Source organism: Brachybacterium sp. sponge (assembly GCF_001613775.1).
Lineage (GTDB): Bacteria > Actinomycetota > Actinomycetes > Actinomycetales > Dermabacteraceae > Brachybacterium > Brachybacterium conglomeratum.
On record NZ_LRMP01000001.1, the window covers coordinates 723,709 to 736,415 of the forward strand.

A 12,707-nucleotide genomic window follows, 5' to 3' on the forward strand; every position below is an offset into this window, starting at 1 on the left:
ACCGGATCGTATCGGCACCGCCTCCGAGGACGGCACCGACGACGGGCCGAGGATCGGGCAGAATGCGGGGATGACCTCCGCTTCCGCCCCTGCGCCGCGTGCCCGGCTCGACGACCTCGTCGCGGGCACGACGCTGCAGTTCGGCCACTTCGCGCGGGAGATCCGGGCGGAGCGGCCCGAGGAGGTGCGGCCCGCGCTCGCCGAGACCGAGCAGGCCGTCGCCGACGGCGCCTGGGCGGTGGTGATGATCGCCTACGAGGCCGCCGCCGGGCTCGACCCCGACGCACAGGTCCATGCCGGTCAGGACGGTCTGCCGCTGGTGTGGGCGGGGATCGCGGAGGCCCCGGACGCCGACCCCGCCCCGCTCACCCCCGCGGGCGGGTACGCGCTCGAGGCCTGGCAGCCGGACTGGACCCGGGCCGAGCACGCCGAGGCGATCGCGGCCGTGCGGGCGGCGATCGCCGAGGGCGACACCTACCAGGTCAACCTCACCACCCGGCTCCGCTCGCGCCTCGTCGGCGACCCCTACGGCCTCTACGGCGACCTCGCCCACCGTCAGCGCGGCGCCCACCACGCCTATCTCGAGATCGGCCGCCACACGGTCGTCTCGGCGAGCCCCGAGGCCTTCCTGACCTGGGACGGGAACGAGATCACCACCGCGCCGATGAAGGGCACCGCCCCGCGCACCGGGGATCCCGCGACGGACGAGGCGGCGCGGGAGACGCTCACGACGGGGGAGAAGGACCGCGCCGAGAACGTCATGATCGTGGACCTGCTGCGCAACGACATGGCCCGGATCAGCGAGCCCGGCAGCGTCGAGGTCACCGAGCTGCTCGGCGTCGAGGAGTACCCGACGCTGTTCCAGCTCGTCTCCCGCCTGCGCTCCCGGCCCCTGCCCGGCACCGGCCTCGCGGGCGTGCTCGGCGCTATGTTCCCCTGCGGCTCGATCACAGGCGCCCCGAAGCTCTCCACCATGGAGCTGATCACCCGCCTCGAGGACACCCCGCGCGGCGTGTACTGCGGCGCGATCGGCGTCATCGCCCCGGGCCGCGAGGGGGAGCACCCGCGGGCGAGCCTCTCCGTCGCGATCCGCACCGTCGTCATCGACCACGAGGCCGGCGGCGCCGCCGTCTACGGCGCGGGCGGCGGCGTGACCTGGGGATCCACGGCGGACGGGGAGTACGACGAGCTGCTGGTCAAGGCCGCCGTGCTGCCGAGCGGCGAGCGGGAGCCCTTCGCACTGCTGGAGACCTTCGCCGTGAGGGACGGCCGTGCGCAGCACCTCGAGATCCATCTCGAGCGACTGCGCGGCTCGGCCGAGCACTTCGGGATCGGGATCGACGAGGAGGCGCTGCAGGCCGCGCTGGGGCAGGTCGCCGCGTTCGAGGGCGAGCAGCTGGTGCGGCTGCGGCTGCGGCGCGACGGGAGCGTCTCCGTCGAGCCCCGCCCGCTCACTCCCGCGCCGGAGCCGGTGCGGCTCGCGGTCGACACCGGTCCGACGGTCTTCCCCGACGGGCTCAGCGCCCACAAGACGACGGTGCGCGATCACTTCGACGCGGCGCGTGAACGTCACCCGGAGGCCGATGACGTCATCCTCCGCGGGGGTCACGGCCGGCTGGTCGAGACCACCATCGCGAGCCTCGCCCTGCGCCTGGACGGCACCTGGTGCACCCCGCCGCTCGGGGACGGCTGCCTCGACGGGGTGGGGCGGCGCCTCGCGCTCGAGGCCGGGGAGCTCGTGGAGCGGGAGCTGACGGTGGAGGATCTGCGACGGGCGGAGGAGATCGCGGTCATCAGCTCCGCACGCGGGTGGCGGCGGGCGGTGCTGGCGGAGGGCTGAGACGGGCCGGGCCGGCGGCGACCGGTGCGCCGCGGCCGGGCGCAGGCCGCTCGCCGCGTGGGCGGCTGGTCCGTCGGACGACTGCCCGCCGCCTGTCCATGGGGAGTCCTCCCCATTCCCACCCCCGTCGGCCGCCCGTAGGTTGCCCGCAGGAGTGGTGCGACGGCGGACGAGGGGACGGTCATGGGGAGTCAGGACGAGTCACAGCAGGCGGGGCCGCCGGGGACGGGGCCGCGGGTGACCGCGCTGCCCGGACCCTCGCGCCTGGTGCGGATCAGCGAGGGGGCCTTCGACCGGGTGCGTGCGCTCGCGCTCGGGGAGGAGCCCGCGCCTGAGCTCACCGAGGAGCAGGTCGTCGAGCTCGAGCTCGCCGGGCTCCTCGTCGACTCCCCGGACGACGAGGACGCGCTCGTCCTCGACCAGCACTGGGAGCAGCTGCTGCGCAGCGGGCTGCGCTCGCCGGTCGGCGCCGAGCTCGTCTGCGTCGACGGGGACCGCGGCTGGACCACCACGCTGCGGATCGCCGGACGATTCGTGCTGGTCATCGACCAGGAGCACGAGGTCAGCGCCGACGACACGACGATGCGGCTCGGCCGACGCTCGAACGCCGTGCTGCTGGGCCTGGCAACCATCGAGCACCTCGGCGCGCTCGTGCGGGCCCTGGTCCCGCAGCGCCCCGCCTTCACCGACGCGGAGCCCGCCCCCGCCCCGGAGCACCTCGCCGACGCCCCGTCGATCGCGCAGGTGCAGATGGTCGTCGTCTCCTCCCCGACCCCGGAGGAGACCACCGTCGGCGGCGGCTCCTGGTACGCGCTCGGGCAGCACGGCGAGCAGCTCGCCCTGCTGGTCCCCGGCGAGGACGGCGCCGAGGTGCGCGAAGCCGCACCCGGCTCCCTCGCCGATGCGCTGTGCGCGAAGGTGATCGGCGCGATCGACCATGTCACCGCCCACGCCGCGGGGAGGGCCGCCTGATGAGCTTCCAGGGCATGGACACCGAGCAGGTCACGGGACAGTCCGAGGCGCTCGCCCGGGCGGCGCAGCGCCTCGAGGGACTGCTCGGCGAACTCGACGGCAGCGTCCGGTCGGTCGCCTGGGTCGGCCCCGACGCCGACGCCTTCCGCGAGCAGTGGGGGAGCACCCGTCGCGAGGGCGAGTCGCTCGTGATGCCCGGGCTCGAGGACCGCTCCCGCGAGCTGCAGCAGCACGTCGAGGAGCAGGACCGCGCCTCCGAGGACGGCGACGGCGGCTGGTTCGGCGACATGATGGACTGGCTGGGCGACACCGCCGGCGACGTCGTCGACGTGATCGGCGACGGCATGGACTGGCTGGGCGACTGGATCGGCGACGGTGCGGACTGGGTCGGCGACCGGATCGGCGAGGGCCTGGACTGGCTGGGGGATCGCGTCCAGGACGGGAAGGACCTGGTCAGCACCGCGATCGACGCCGTGCGGGACTTCGAATGGCCGCGGGTCACGGAACTGCTGGTCGACGGAGCGACCGGGCTCATCCGCGGCACGGGCGATGCCATCGAGGCTCTCACCGGGATCGACCTGAAGCTCGCCGACGACGGCACCGGCTACGCGGACGCGCCGGTCCCCGTCACCGGTGAGGAGTCCGGCCTCGTGCCCCCGAGCGACCTCTCCCAGATCATCGCGAACACCAACACCACCTATGGCGACAAGGAGACCGGGGAGGTCTCGATGTCCGTCGTCGGCAACCCTCCCACCGGCGTGATCGTGAACATCCCCGGCACCGAGAAGTGGGGGCCGGGCGCCGGGGACAATCCGATGGACCTCACCGGGAACGCCGAACAGGCCGGCTCGGGCGGCTGGTCCGCCGGCTCCCAGGCGACGGCCGACGCGATCGCGCAGCTCTATGCGGACAACGACATCCCGCCCGGCACCCCGCTGATGCTCAACGGTCACTCGCAGGGCGGAATGATCGCCTCGAGCCTCGCCGCGAACGAGGACTTCGCCTCGCAGTACAACCTCACCAACGTCATGACCTACGGCTCGCCGGTGGACAACTACTCGGTCCCCTCCTCCGTGAACCAGCTGAACCTCCAGCACGGCGGGGACGCGGTGCCCAGGATCGACCTCGGCGGGCTCGCCCTGGGCCCGGGCGGCGGCGGAAGCGACGGGGCCACGAACATCACCCTCGACAGCCCGAGCTGGAACCCGCTGACCAACCACAGCGGCGGCGAGTACCAGAACTCCGTCCAGACCCAGCTGCAGGACCCGAACTCGCCGCTCTCCCAGTACAGCCAGGACCCGAGCCTCGCCCCCTTCCTCACCGGCGACCCCGGCAACGTGCAGCACTACCGCTCGGGCGTGCACCGCGAGAACTGAGGCGTCGCGAGGTGACGGTGGGGGATGATGGGCCGATGGGAGGCGTCGGCCGCAGAGGAGTGCTGGTGGGGATCGTGGGAAGCCTGCTCGCCGCGTGCGGCTTCGGCGGGCGCAGCGACGTCGGCGCCGTGCAGGACGCGCTGCGCACCGACGTGGAGGCGCTGCCCGAGCACCGCGGCGGCCTCGTGCAATTCCAGGACTCCACCAACGCCGGCACCACGATCGGCGGGGTGCTCGTGCTGGCGGGCGAGGACCGGGCCGGCGTCGAGCAGTCCCTGCGCACGGTGCTGGGAACCGTCTCCCGGACCTACCGCGAGCAGCCCGGGGTGCGACGGGCCTTCGTGCGGATCGAGGCGCATCCCGAGGGCGATGCCGCCCTGCGGGTGCTCGCGGCCGACGTGGTCGAGCCGGCCTCGGGCGCGAACGTCACCACCGACGACCTCGAGGCGCAGCTCGGCGGCTGAACGCCCTGCTCAGCGCGCGACGTCGAGCTGACCGACCCAGGAGATCGGGGAGACCCGGCCCTCCTCGAGCTGGTACTGGCAGCCGACGATCCCGAGCCGCCCCTCGGCGACCGCGTCGGAGATGACGGTGGACTGGCGCATGAGAGCGTTGACCGTCTCGTCGAGGTGGCGACGGCCCACGGCGTCCACATCGATCAGCGTCGGCTCGACGTAGGGGCTGACCTGCTGGGTCGCGAACCACTCCTGCTGCACGGCCGGGCGGATCTCCTCGAGCTCCTTGCGGATCGCGGGGGTGACCTCGCTGGGGTTCGCGGTGGTCTGGTCGATCGCGGCCTTCACCGCGCCGCAGGAGCCGTGGGCGAGCACCACGATGACGGCGACGCCGAGCTCCGCGACCGCGAACTCCATGGTCGCGACCGTGTTCTCGTTCGCGATCTGGCCGATGTTGCGCACCACGAAGAGATCGCCCAGGCCGCAGTCGAAGAGGATCTCCGCCGCGACGCGCGAGTCGGAGCAGCCCAGGAACGCCGCGTTCGGCGCCTGCGCCCCGGTCAGCTCGGAGCGACGGGCCGCGTTCTGCTGCGGGTGGCGCAGCTCCCCGGCCATGAACCTCTCGTTCCCCTCGGCGAGGGCATCCCAGGCCTGCTGGACGGTGACGCGGGGAGTAGTCATGGGGGCGATCCTTCGTGGTGGGGTCCGCCGGGCGGGTCCGCTCGGCGCAGGGGCGCGACCTCGCGGGCTCACGCCCCGCCGCAGGATACTCCCGCGTCCGCTCCGGCTCCGTGGCGTCCGCCGTGAGGGCGTCGCCTCAGGCCTCTTGCAGCGGCGGGAGCGCGTCGGCCGCGGTGGGATAGCTGGGCTGGGCGCCCTCGCCGGTCGCGGCGAAGGCGCCGACGCGGGAGGCGAGGCGGGCGGCCGTGGCGAGATCGTCGCCGCGGGCGAGCCCAAGCGCGAGCGCGCCGATGAAGGCGTCGCCGGAGCCGGTGGTGTCCACCGCCTCGACCGGGGCGGGCGGGATGCGGCGCGCGCCGCCCTGGTCGGCGACCAGCGAGCCGTCGGCGCCGAGGGTGAGGACGGCTGAGGGGATGCCCGCCTCGCGCAGGGCGCCTACGACGGCCTCGGGATCCTCGGGCGCCTCCTGGCCGGGGGCGAGCTGGGCGAGGACGAGCCCGGCCTCGTGCTGGTTCACGACCAGCGGGTCCGAGGCGCGCAGCACTGCCGGATCCAGCTCCATCACCGGTGCGGGGTTGTGGAGGAATCTCCCCGTGACCAGCGCGGGCAGCGCCTCGATGCCGTCCCGCGGGATCTCCCCCTGGCACACGACGATGCGCGCTGCGGAGATGGCCTCGGCCGCGGCCCGGACGCGGGCGGCGTCCATGGCGTCGTTCGCTCCCGCGATGACGACGATCGAGTTCTCGCCGTCCTCCGCGACCGTCACGATCGCCAGTCCCGTCGGTCCCTCGATCTCCGCGACATGGCCGAGGTCGACGCCGGCCTCGCGCAGCGCGGACAGCGCCGCCTCCGCCTGGACGTCGGAGCCGACGGCACCCACCATCGCGACCCGTGCGCCGAGGCGCGCGGCGGCGACGGCCTGGTTCGCTCCCTTGCCGCCGGGCAGCATCTGCCCGCCCGTGCCGTGCAGCGTCTCCCCGGGCCGGGGATGGCGCTGCACCTGCGCGAGGAGGTCGACGTTCACGGAGCCGACGACGACGATCGTGCCGTCGGGCGAGGAGGCGGTCGCAGCGGTCATGACGGGAAGCCTACGGTCAGGCGGCGTGGTCCACGCAGGTCCTCGCCGTCGGCCGGACCTCGAGGCGGGCGCGCGGGATCGGCCGCCCGCACACCTCGCAGATGCCGTAGCTGCCGTCCTCGAGCCGCTGCTCGGCGGCGTCGAGATCGACGAGGTGCTGCTCGGCACCGGCCAGCAGCGCCTCGGTGCGGGAGCGGTCCACGGCGGTGGTCTGCCCCTCGGGGTCGTGCTCGTCGTCGGTCGAGGTCAGCGCCATCCCGTCGAGGATCGCGGCGTGGTCGCGGCGGAGCGCCTCGATCCGCTCGTGGGTGCGGGTGCGTTCGGCCTCGAGCAGGCCGCGGAGGTCGTCGGAGACCACTCAGCCCTCGCTGCCGGAGATGTTGACCTGCCACACGATGCCGAAGCGGTCGGTGAAGGCGCCGTAGACATCGCCCCACATCTGCTTCTCGAGCGGCATCGTGATCTCGCCGCCCACGGACAGCTTCTCGTAGGCGCTGCGCAGCACCGCCTCGTCATCCCCCATCAGGGAGAGGGTGACGTTGGTGCCGCGGGTGTACCCGCCCATCCCCTCGATCACGTCGGAGACGTACAGGCGGATCAGGTCGGTGACCTCGAGGGAGCCGTGCATGATCTTGTCGGACGCGGGGTCACCCTCGGGAACGGCCTGGAACTCCCCGAAGGTGGCGAACTGGGGCGTGGCCCCGAGTGCCTCGCCGTAGAACTCGAACGCCTCGCGGGCGTTGCCGTCGAAGTTGAGGTAGGGGTGCAGTGCGGCGGGCATGGCGGACGTCCTCCTCGGTGTCGGCGCCGGCTCGGTGCCGGGCGCCCGGGGAGAGCGTAGGCACAGGGGCCGACAGTCCACCAGGGGCGATGCGACGGACAGCCCGTGACCTGCGGTCGCCTCCTGCGTACGCTCGTCCGCGTGACCTCCTCGCCCCCGATCTCCCTGCGCCGACGCCGCTTCGCGCTCTACGCCCTGTTCCTGCTGCCGGGGCTGAGCATGTCCGCGTGGGTCACCCGCACCCCCGCGGTGCGTGACCTGCTGGACGCCTCCACCGCGCAGATGGGGCTGGTGCTCTTCGGCCTCTCGATCGGGTCGATGCTGGGGATCCTCTCCTCCGGTCCGCTCGTGATGCGGCTCGGCACCCGGCCCGTCGTGCTCGCGGGCTCGACGCTCGTGGTCGTCGCGCTGCCGACCATCGCGCTCGGCGCCTCGACGGGACAGCCGCTCCTCACCGCCTTCGGCCTCGCGCTGTTCGGCGGCGGGATGGGCGGCGGCGAGGTCGCCATGAACGTCGAGGGCGCGGACGTCGAGAGACTCGGCGGGCACTCCTTCCTCCCCTCCCTGCACGGTTGCTTCAGCCTCGGCACCGTGATCGGCGCGGTGCTCGGCATCCTCGCCAACGGCGCAGGCTTCCCGGTGGTGCCGCATCTGGTGGCGACCGCCGCCGTCGGCGCGGGGCTGCTGCTCTGGGCCATGCGCGCGATCCCCGTCGGGACCGGGAAGGTCACCGCCGACGATCGCGCCGCGCAGGCGGCGACGCCGCGGCCCGCGATCTGGAAGGACCTGCGGCTGGTGTGCATCGGTGGGGTCGTGCTCGCGATGGCGCTCGCCGAGGGCACCGCCAACGACTGGCTGCCGCTGATCATGGTCGATGGGCACGGCTTCGACGCGACGATGGGATCGCTCGTGTTCGCGCTGTTCGCGGCCTCGATGACCGTCGGCCGCTTCGCCGGCGGGCCGATCGTGGAGCGCGTCGGCCGCTCCCGCGTGCTCCTGGTCAGCGCCCTGTTCGCCGCGACCGGCCTCGCACTCATCGCCTACGTGGACAGTCAGATCGTGGCCGTCGTCGCCGTCGTGCTCTGGGGGCTCGGCGCCTCCCTCGGCTTCCCGCTCGCGCTCTCCGCCGCCGGGGACTCCGGGCCGGACTCCGCCGCGCGCGTCGCCCTCGCCTCGGTGATCGGCTATCTCGCCTTCCTCGTCGGCCCGCCGACGCTCGGGTTCCTCGGCGAGGAGATCGGGCTGCGCGGCGCACTGGTGGTGCCGCTTGCGGTCGCGCTCCTCGCGGCGGCGCTCAGCCCCGCCACCGCGTCCCGTCGGCCGACGGCGGAGGAGCAGCTGGAGTCCGTGCCGGAGCCGTGAGGGGCCCGGCCGTCGGCAGCGTGCGCGGGCGCGTGGCCCTCATGCCTTCGGGGATGTTCGGCGATCCGGCGGAGGTCAGCAGCAGTCGCTCCCGCCGTTGCGGTCGCCCACCAGGGCCGAGACGGGCTGTGCGCAGGCCTCGCCGCTCCACGCCTCGAGCCCTTCCCTCACCGCGAAGGCGGCGATGACAAGAGCGGCGACCGAATCGGCCCAGGCCCAGCCCAGCACGCTGTTCGCGAGCAGACCCAGCAGCACCGCCCCGGAGAGGTAGGAGCAGATCAGGGTCTGCTTCGAGTCGGCCACGGCGCTGGCCGAGCCGAGCTCGCGCCCGGTGCGGCGCTCGAACCAGGAGAACGCCGGCATGATCGCCACGCTCACTGCGGCCAGGGCGATGCCGACGGGGGAATGACCGGCCGCCTCCCCGCCCAGCAGGGAGCGCAGCGCATCGACGGTGACGACGGCGGCGAGGCCGAAGAACGAGAGGGCGATGATCTTCAGCGCCACGCGCTCGCGACGGTGCGGATCGGGGCCCGCGAACTGCCAGGCGACGGCCGCGGCGGAGAGCACCTCGACGAGCGAGTCGAGGCCGAATCCGATCAGCGCCGCGGAGGACGCGGCACGGCCCGCGATCAGGGCGATGACCGCCTCGATCACGTTGTAGGTGATCGTCGCGGCGACGATCAGGCGGATGCGGCGCTGGAGGACCCGTCGGCGGTCCGAGGCGAGGGCGGAGGTCAGAGGCATCGGCACTCCTCGCCCGTGCAGCACTCCGGATCGACCACGAGGGTCAGACGCATGAGGTCGCCGAGCGCCTCGCCCAGCAGGGGGTCGCTCAATCGGTAGCGGGCGGTGCGGCCGTCCCGCTCGGCCGTCACGAGCCCGCATCCGCGCAGGCAGGCGAGGTGGTTCGAGAGCTTCTGACGGGAGACGCCGAGGGTGTCGGCGAGCTCGGAGGGGAGGGCCGGCGCCTCGCGCAGCGCCAGCAGCACGCGCGCCCTGGTGTCGTCGGACAGGGCGTGGCCGAGGCGTGCGAGGGCCGCGGTGTGGCTGAGGGTCACGGTCTCCAGCATGCCGCGACAGTACAGGAATACCTGTACTGTCGCGAGCTCGCCTCAGCCCCCGAACAGCCCGCTGAGGTCGACCTCCGAGACGATCCATCCGGCACTGGTGGCCAGGAGGAGCAGGCCTGCGAGGATCCAGCCCAGCATGGCCAGCAGGTTCAGGAGGATCCCCCAGCCGGCGCGGCCGCGGGCGAAGGGCTCGTCGCCGCGGGACATGAACCCGAGGACCAGCCCGAGGACCGGGGCGATCAGCGTCCATCCCGCCAGCAGCGAGCAGATCCCGAGCAGCAGGCTCGCGGTGCCCTTGCCGGTGCCGTGGTGGACGGCGGGTGCGTACGTGGCGGTCATGGGAACGCCCTCCTCGTGGTCGATGCGCGCCCAGATCCCTGAGCGTGATCGCCAGCGTAGGAACGGGGCGGGGGCCGACGGATCGGACCGCGGGATGGCGAAGGGTCCTCCTGCGGTCTGATCTCCGCGAGGGCCCTGGTCGTCGCGGCGCGGTCGGAATACCGTGACGGGACCGACCAGGAGGCCGCGATGACCCACCCCGAGCTGCTCCACACCGCGATCGACGCCCGCGACCCGCGCGCCCTCGCCGAGTTCTACCGCGAGCTGCTCGGGCTGCACTACCGGCCCGGCGACGAGCCGCCCGCCCCGCCCGCGCCCGACGACGCGGACTGGCTCGTGCTCCTGGACTTCCGCGACCGGCGCGTCCTCGCCGTCCAGGGCAAGGCCGAGCTGCGCTCCTCCACCTGGCCGAGCGAGGACGTGCCGATGCAGCTGCACATGGACTTCCGCGTCCCCGACGCCGCCGAGCTCGAGCTGCAGCGCGAACGGGCCGAGGCCCTCGGCGCGCGCGTGCTCATGGACCGCACGCAGGTGCCGGAGGAGCCGCTCTACGTCCTCGCCGACCCGGAGGGCCACCCGTTCTGCCTGCTGGTGGGGTGACCGCGGCGCTCAGCGGTCGATCTCGAGCCCTCGGTCCGATTGTCGCTTCGTAGTGCCCGAGAAGGTCGGAGATGTCCTGCTGTGCAGAGTCGGAGAGCCGAATCCGCCTCATCGCTCGTGCGTCGCGCCCTCGGGGGAATGGGCGCCGAGCGAGTGGATGAAGGCCTCCAGCTCAGCAGGCTGCACGTCGTGGCAGCGGCCTTCGTCGATGTCCTTCCAGCCGACGTCCGCGGCGGCGCGGAGGGCGTCGATGCTGTTCACCACGCGTAGGCCTCCGGGGCCGGACCGCCCGGGCCGGGAAAGATCTCGTCGAGCGCTGCGAGGTCGTCCTCGGACAGCGCGATGTCGATCGCCTCGATCGCGGAGTCCAGCTGCTCCATGGTGCGCGGGCCGATGATCGGGCCCAGCACGCCCGGGCGGTGCAGCAGCCAGGCGAGGGCGACCTGCCCGGGCGCCAGGTCCCGCTCGTGGCAGAACGCCTCCCAGCGATCCAGCTGCGCGGTGAGGTCGGCGGGGTCGTGGCGACGGTCGGCGGCCCGGCGCCGCACCCCGTCCTCCCGCCGCCCGCCCAGCTTCCCTCCCGACAGCGGGGACCAGGGGATCACCCCGAGGCCGTAGTGCTCGGCCGCCGGCAGCACCTCCAGCTCGATCTCGCGGGAGAGGAGGTTGTACAGCGACTGCTCGGAGACCAGCCCCAGCGAGCCGCGGCGGGCCGCGGCCTCGTTCGCCTGGGCCAGATGCCAGCCGGCGAAGTTCGAGGAGCCGACGTAGCTGATCTTCCCCTGCGCGACCAGCAGGTCCATCGCCTGCCAGATCTCCTCCCAGGGCGCGGAGCGGTCCACGTGGTGCATCTGGTAGAGGTCGATGTGGTCGGTCTGCAGGCGGCGCAGGGACGCGTCGACCGCCCGGCGGATGTTCAGCGCGGAGAGACCGCGGTCGTTCGCCCCGGGGCCCATCTCGCCGAACACCTTGGTGGCCAGCACGATCTCCTCGCGCTTCCCGGAGCGCTGGAGCCAGCGGCCGACGATCTCCTCGGTGCGGCCCTTATGGTCCTTCCCGCCGTACACGTTGGCGGTGTCGACGAAGGTCACGCCCTGCTCGAGGGCGCGGTCCAGGATCGCGAAGGAGTCCCCCTCCGAGGTGTGCGGGCCGAAGTTCATGGTGCCGAGCACGAGACGGGAGACGGTGGCTCCGGTGCGGCCGAGCTGGGAGTACTGCATCGCTGATCACTCCTCGAGGGTGGGCGGCGTCGCGATCGCGAGCAGGATCCGCCGCGGGAAACCCTATTCCCGGAGGGTGGTGGAGGACCAGGGCCGCCCGGTCCGTGGAGGGCCGCTCAGCGCCAGGCCGCGGTGACCTCGTCGAGGTGCGAGCCCAGGGCGGCCTGCAGCAGCGGGCCGAAGCTGACGCGGCGCACGCCGAGCTCTGTGAGTCGGTCGAGGCCCAGGCCGTCGGGGATGGCGCCCTTCGACGGGTGGGCGGTGACGTTCAGCGGCGTGCGCACGGCGGCGAGCAGCACCTCGAGCGCCGCGGTGTCCGGCACGCCCACCGGGTACAGCGAGTCCGCCCCCGCCTTCTCGAGCAGGTTCAGCCGCGTGATCGCCTCGGCGAGCCGGTCCGGGATCTGCTCCTCGGTCTTGAACACGTCGGTGCGGGCGTTGATCACCAGGTGCACCCCGGCCTCGTCGGCCGCCCGGCGGATCCCCGCGATGTAGTCGGCGTGCTCCTGCGCTCCGCGCAGCCGGCCTTCGGAGTGCACGGTGTCCTCGATGTTCACGCCGACGGCTCCCGCCTCCAGCACCCGCTCGACCAGCTCGGCCGGGGCGGTGTTGTAGCCGGACTCCATGTCCGCCGAAACGGGAACGTCCACGGCCCCGGTGATGCGGGCGATGCCGGCGAGGGCCTCGTCGAGGCTGATCTGCTCGCCGTCGCCGGAGCCCAGCGAGTCGGCGAGAGGGTGGCTGCCGATGGTCAGCGCCTCGAAGCCGGCCTCGACGGCGGCACGGGCGGACCAGGCGTCCCACACGGTGGGGAGCACCACCGGAGTGGAGCGGTGATGGAGGGCGAGGAGGGTCTCGGCGCGTGCGCTCAGCGAAGTCATGGGGCCAGGACACTCCACCCGGGACGAGCGGTCAAGGGTCGTCGGCGCGTCG

Annotated in this window: 16 protein-coding genes; 6 read left to right on the forward strand and 10 right to left on the reverse strand. The window is 73.4% G+C overall.

From position 1 onward, the window contains the following. Window positions 1-70: 70 nt before the first annotated feature. From A4A78_RS03195 to A4A78_RS03210, 4 genes are all read left to right on the forward strand, one after another. Complete coding sequence (locus tag A4A78_RS03195) at window positions 71-1,840, forward strand: bifunctional chorismate-binding protein/class IV aminotransferase (protein ID WP_062946964.1); 1,770 nt, start codon at window positions 71-73, stop codon at window positions 1,838-1,840. Between the two features lie 183 nt (window positions 1,841-2,023). Further along, on the forward strand, window positions 2,024-2,812 hold the full coding sequence (locus tag A4A78_RS03200) for a hypothetical protein (RefSeq protein WP_231880816.1): 789 nt from the start codon (window positions 2,024-2,026) through the stop codon (window positions 2,810-2,812). Continuing rightward, window positions 2,812-4,188, forward strand: coding sequence for a WXG100 family type VII secretion target (locus A4A78_RS03205; protein ID WP_062946966.1), 1,377 nt, complete (start codon window positions 2,812-2,814; stop codon window positions 4,186-4,188). The genes A4A78_RS03200 and A4A78_RS03205 overlap by 1 nt, the downstream gene beginning before the upstream one ends. Before the next feature lie 65 nt (window positions 4,189-4,253). After that, the gene (locus A4A78_RS03210) at window positions 4,254-4,652 is read left to right on the forward strand and encodes a hypothetical protein (protein ID WP_062946967.1); all 399 of its coding nucleotides are present in this window, start codon (window positions 4,254-4,256) and stop codon (window positions 4,650-4,652) included. Between the two features lie 9 nt (window positions 4,653-4,661). On the opposite strand, the gene A4A78_RS03215 is transcribed toward A4A78_RS03210, so the two are convergent. The 4 genes from A4A78_RS03215 to A4A78_RS03230 all read right to left on the reverse strand — a co-directional run bounded on the left by A4A78_RS03215 (window position 4,662) and on the right by A4A78_RS03230 (window position 7,183). Further along, entirely contained in the window at window positions 4,662-5,324 is a 663-nt protein-coding gene (locus tag A4A78_RS03215; RefSeq protein ID WP_053917169.1) for a carbonic anhydrase, read from the reverse strand. 136 nt (window positions 5,325-5,460) lie between these two features. Next, window positions 5,461-6,402: a ribokinase gene (locus A4A78_RS03220; protein ID WP_062946968.1), complete on the reverse strand. Its 942-nt coding sequence runs from the start codon at window positions 6,400-6,402 to the stop codon at window positions 5,461-5,463. Window positions 6,403-6,418: 16 nt separating this feature from the next. Then, window positions 6,419-6,760 (reverse strand): TraR/DksA C4-type zinc finger protein, encoded by a 342-nt coding sequence (locus A4A78_RS03225; RefSeq protein ID WP_062946969.1) that lies wholly within the window; start codon window positions 6,758-6,760, stop codon window positions 6,419-6,421. Beyond that, entirely contained in the window at window positions 6,761-7,183 is a 423-nt protein-coding gene (locus A4A78_RS03230; protein WP_062946970.1) for a VOC family protein, read from the reverse strand. It abuts the gene before it with no gap. Window positions 7,184-7,324: 141 nt separating this feature from the next. Here A4A78_RS03230 and A4A78_RS03235 point away from each other — a divergent pair, with 141 nt between their 5' ends. After that, window positions 7,325-8,545 (forward strand): MFS transporter, encoded by a 1,221-nt coding sequence (locus A4A78_RS03235; protein ID WP_062947981.1) that lies wholly within the window; start codon window positions 7,325-7,327, stop codon window positions 8,543-8,545. Between the two features lie 75 nt (window positions 8,546-8,620). On the opposite strand, the gene A4A78_RS03240 is transcribed toward A4A78_RS03235, so the two are convergent. Genes A4A78_RS03240 through A4A78_RS03250 form a run of 3 tightly spaced genes read right to left on the reverse strand, consistent with a single transcriptional unit; the run spans window position 8,621 to window position 9,954 of the window. Further along, on the reverse strand, window positions 8,621-9,289 hold the full coding sequence (locus tag A4A78_RS03240) for a cation diffusion facilitator family transporter (RefSeq protein WP_062946971.1): 669 nt from the start codon (window positions 9,287-9,289) through the stop codon (window positions 8,621-8,623). Continuing rightward, window positions 9,280-9,615: a helix-turn-helix transcriptional regulator gene (locus A4A78_RS03245; RefSeq protein WP_197466619.1), complete on the reverse strand. Its 336-nt coding sequence runs from the start codon at window positions 9,613-9,615 to the stop codon at window positions 9,280-9,282. The genes A4A78_RS03240 and A4A78_RS03245 overlap by 10 nt, the downstream gene beginning before the upstream one ends. Before the next feature lie 42 nt (window positions 9,616-9,657). Then, window positions 9,658-9,954 (reverse strand): hypothetical protein, encoded by a 297-nt coding sequence (locus A4A78_RS03250; RefSeq protein ID WP_062946973.1) that lies wholly within the window; start codon window positions 9,952-9,954, stop codon window positions 9,658-9,660. Between the two features lie 189 nt (window positions 9,955-10,143). Between A4A78_RS03250 and A4A78_RS03255 the strand changes: the two genes are divergently transcribed. After that, window positions 10,144-10,554 carry a VOC family protein gene (locus A4A78_RS03255; protein WP_062946974.1) on the forward strand — a complete coding sequence of 137 codons (411 nt, stop codon included), beginning with the start codon at window positions 10,144-10,146 and terminating at the stop codon, window positions 10,552-10,554. 108 nt (window positions 10,555-10,662) lie between these two features. Here A4A78_RS03255 and A4A78_RS17715 read toward each other — a convergent pair whose 3' ends face one another. The 3 genes from A4A78_RS17715 to A4A78_RS03265 all read right to left on the reverse strand — a co-directional run bounded on the left by A4A78_RS17715 (window position 10,663) and on the right by A4A78_RS03265 (window position 12,655). Continuing rightward, window positions 10,663-10,815: a hypothetical protein gene (locus A4A78_RS17715; protein WP_156488541.1), complete on the reverse strand. Its 153-nt coding sequence runs from the start codon at window positions 10,813-10,815 to the stop codon at window positions 10,663-10,665. Further along, a complete protein-coding gene (locus A4A78_RS03260; RefSeq protein WP_062946975.1) occupies window positions 10,812-11,774 on the reverse strand; it encodes an aldo/keto reductase in 963 nt (320 codons plus the stop codon). Before A4A78_RS03260 ends, A4A78_RS17715 begins: the two co-directional genes overlap by 4 nt. 116 nt (window positions 11,775-11,890) lie before the next feature. After that, window positions 11,891-12,655 (reverse strand): isocitrate lyase/phosphoenolpyruvate mutase family protein, encoded by a 765-nt coding sequence (locus A4A78_RS03265; protein ID WP_062946976.1) that lies wholly within the window; start codon window positions 12,653-12,655, stop codon window positions 11,891-11,893. Window positions 12,656-12,707: the final 52 nt, after the last annotated feature.

What these genes read in the sequence shown, in the direction of transcription:
- A4A78_RS03240 (WP_062946971.1), bottom strand. Translation starts at nt 9,289, where the DNA reads ATGCCTCTGACCTCCGCCCTCGCCTCGGACCGCCGACGGGTCCTCCAG.
- A4A78_RS03245 (WP_197466619.1), bottom strand. Translation starts at nt 9,615, where the DNA reads ATGCTGGAGACCGTGACCCTCAGCCACACCGCGGCCCTCGCACGCCTC.
- A4A78_RS03250 (WP_062946973.1), bottom strand. Translation starts at nt 9,954, where the DNA reads ATGACCGCCACGTACGCACCCGCCGTCCACCACGGCACCGGCAAGGGC.
- A4A78_RS03255 (WP_062946974.1), top strand. Translation starts at nt 10,144, where the DNA reads ATGACCCACCCCGAGCTGCTCCACACCGCGATCGACGCCCGCGACCCG.
- A4A78_RS03265 (WP_062946976.1), bottom strand. Translation starts at nt 12,655, where the DNA reads ATGACTTCGCTGAGCGCACGCGCCGAGACCCTCCTCGCCCTCCATCAC.
- A4A78_RS03230 (WP_062946970.1), bottom strand. Translation starts at nt 7,183, where the DNA reads ATGCCCGCCGCACTGCACCCCTACCTCAACTTCGACGGCAACGCCCGC.
- A4A78_RS03195 (WP_062946964.1), top strand. Translation starts at nt 71, where the DNA reads ATGACCTCCGCTTCCGCCCCTGCGCCGCGTGCCCGGCTCGACGACCTC.
- A4A78_RS03215 (WP_053917169.1), bottom strand. Translation starts at nt 5,324, where the DNA reads ATGACTACTCCCCGCGTCACCGTCCAGCAGGCCTGGGATGCCCTCGCC.
- A4A78_RS03205 (WP_062946966.1), top strand. Translation starts at nt 2,812, where the DNA reads ATGAGCTTCCAGGGCATGGACACCGAGCAGGTCACGGGACAGTCCGAG.
- A4A78_RS03200 (WP_231880816.1), top strand. Translation starts at nt 2,024, where the DNA reads ATGGGGAGTCAGGACGAGTCACAGCAGGCGGGGCCGCCGGGGACGGGG.
- A4A78_RS03220 (WP_062946968.1), bottom strand. Translation starts at nt 6,402, where the DNA reads ATGACCGCTGCGACCGCCTCCTCGCCCGACGGCACGATCGTCGTCGTC.
- A4A78_RS03260 (WP_062946975.1), bottom strand. Translation starts at nt 11,774, where the DNA reads ATGCAGTACTCCCAGCTCGGCCGCACCGGAGCCACCGTCTCCCGTCTC.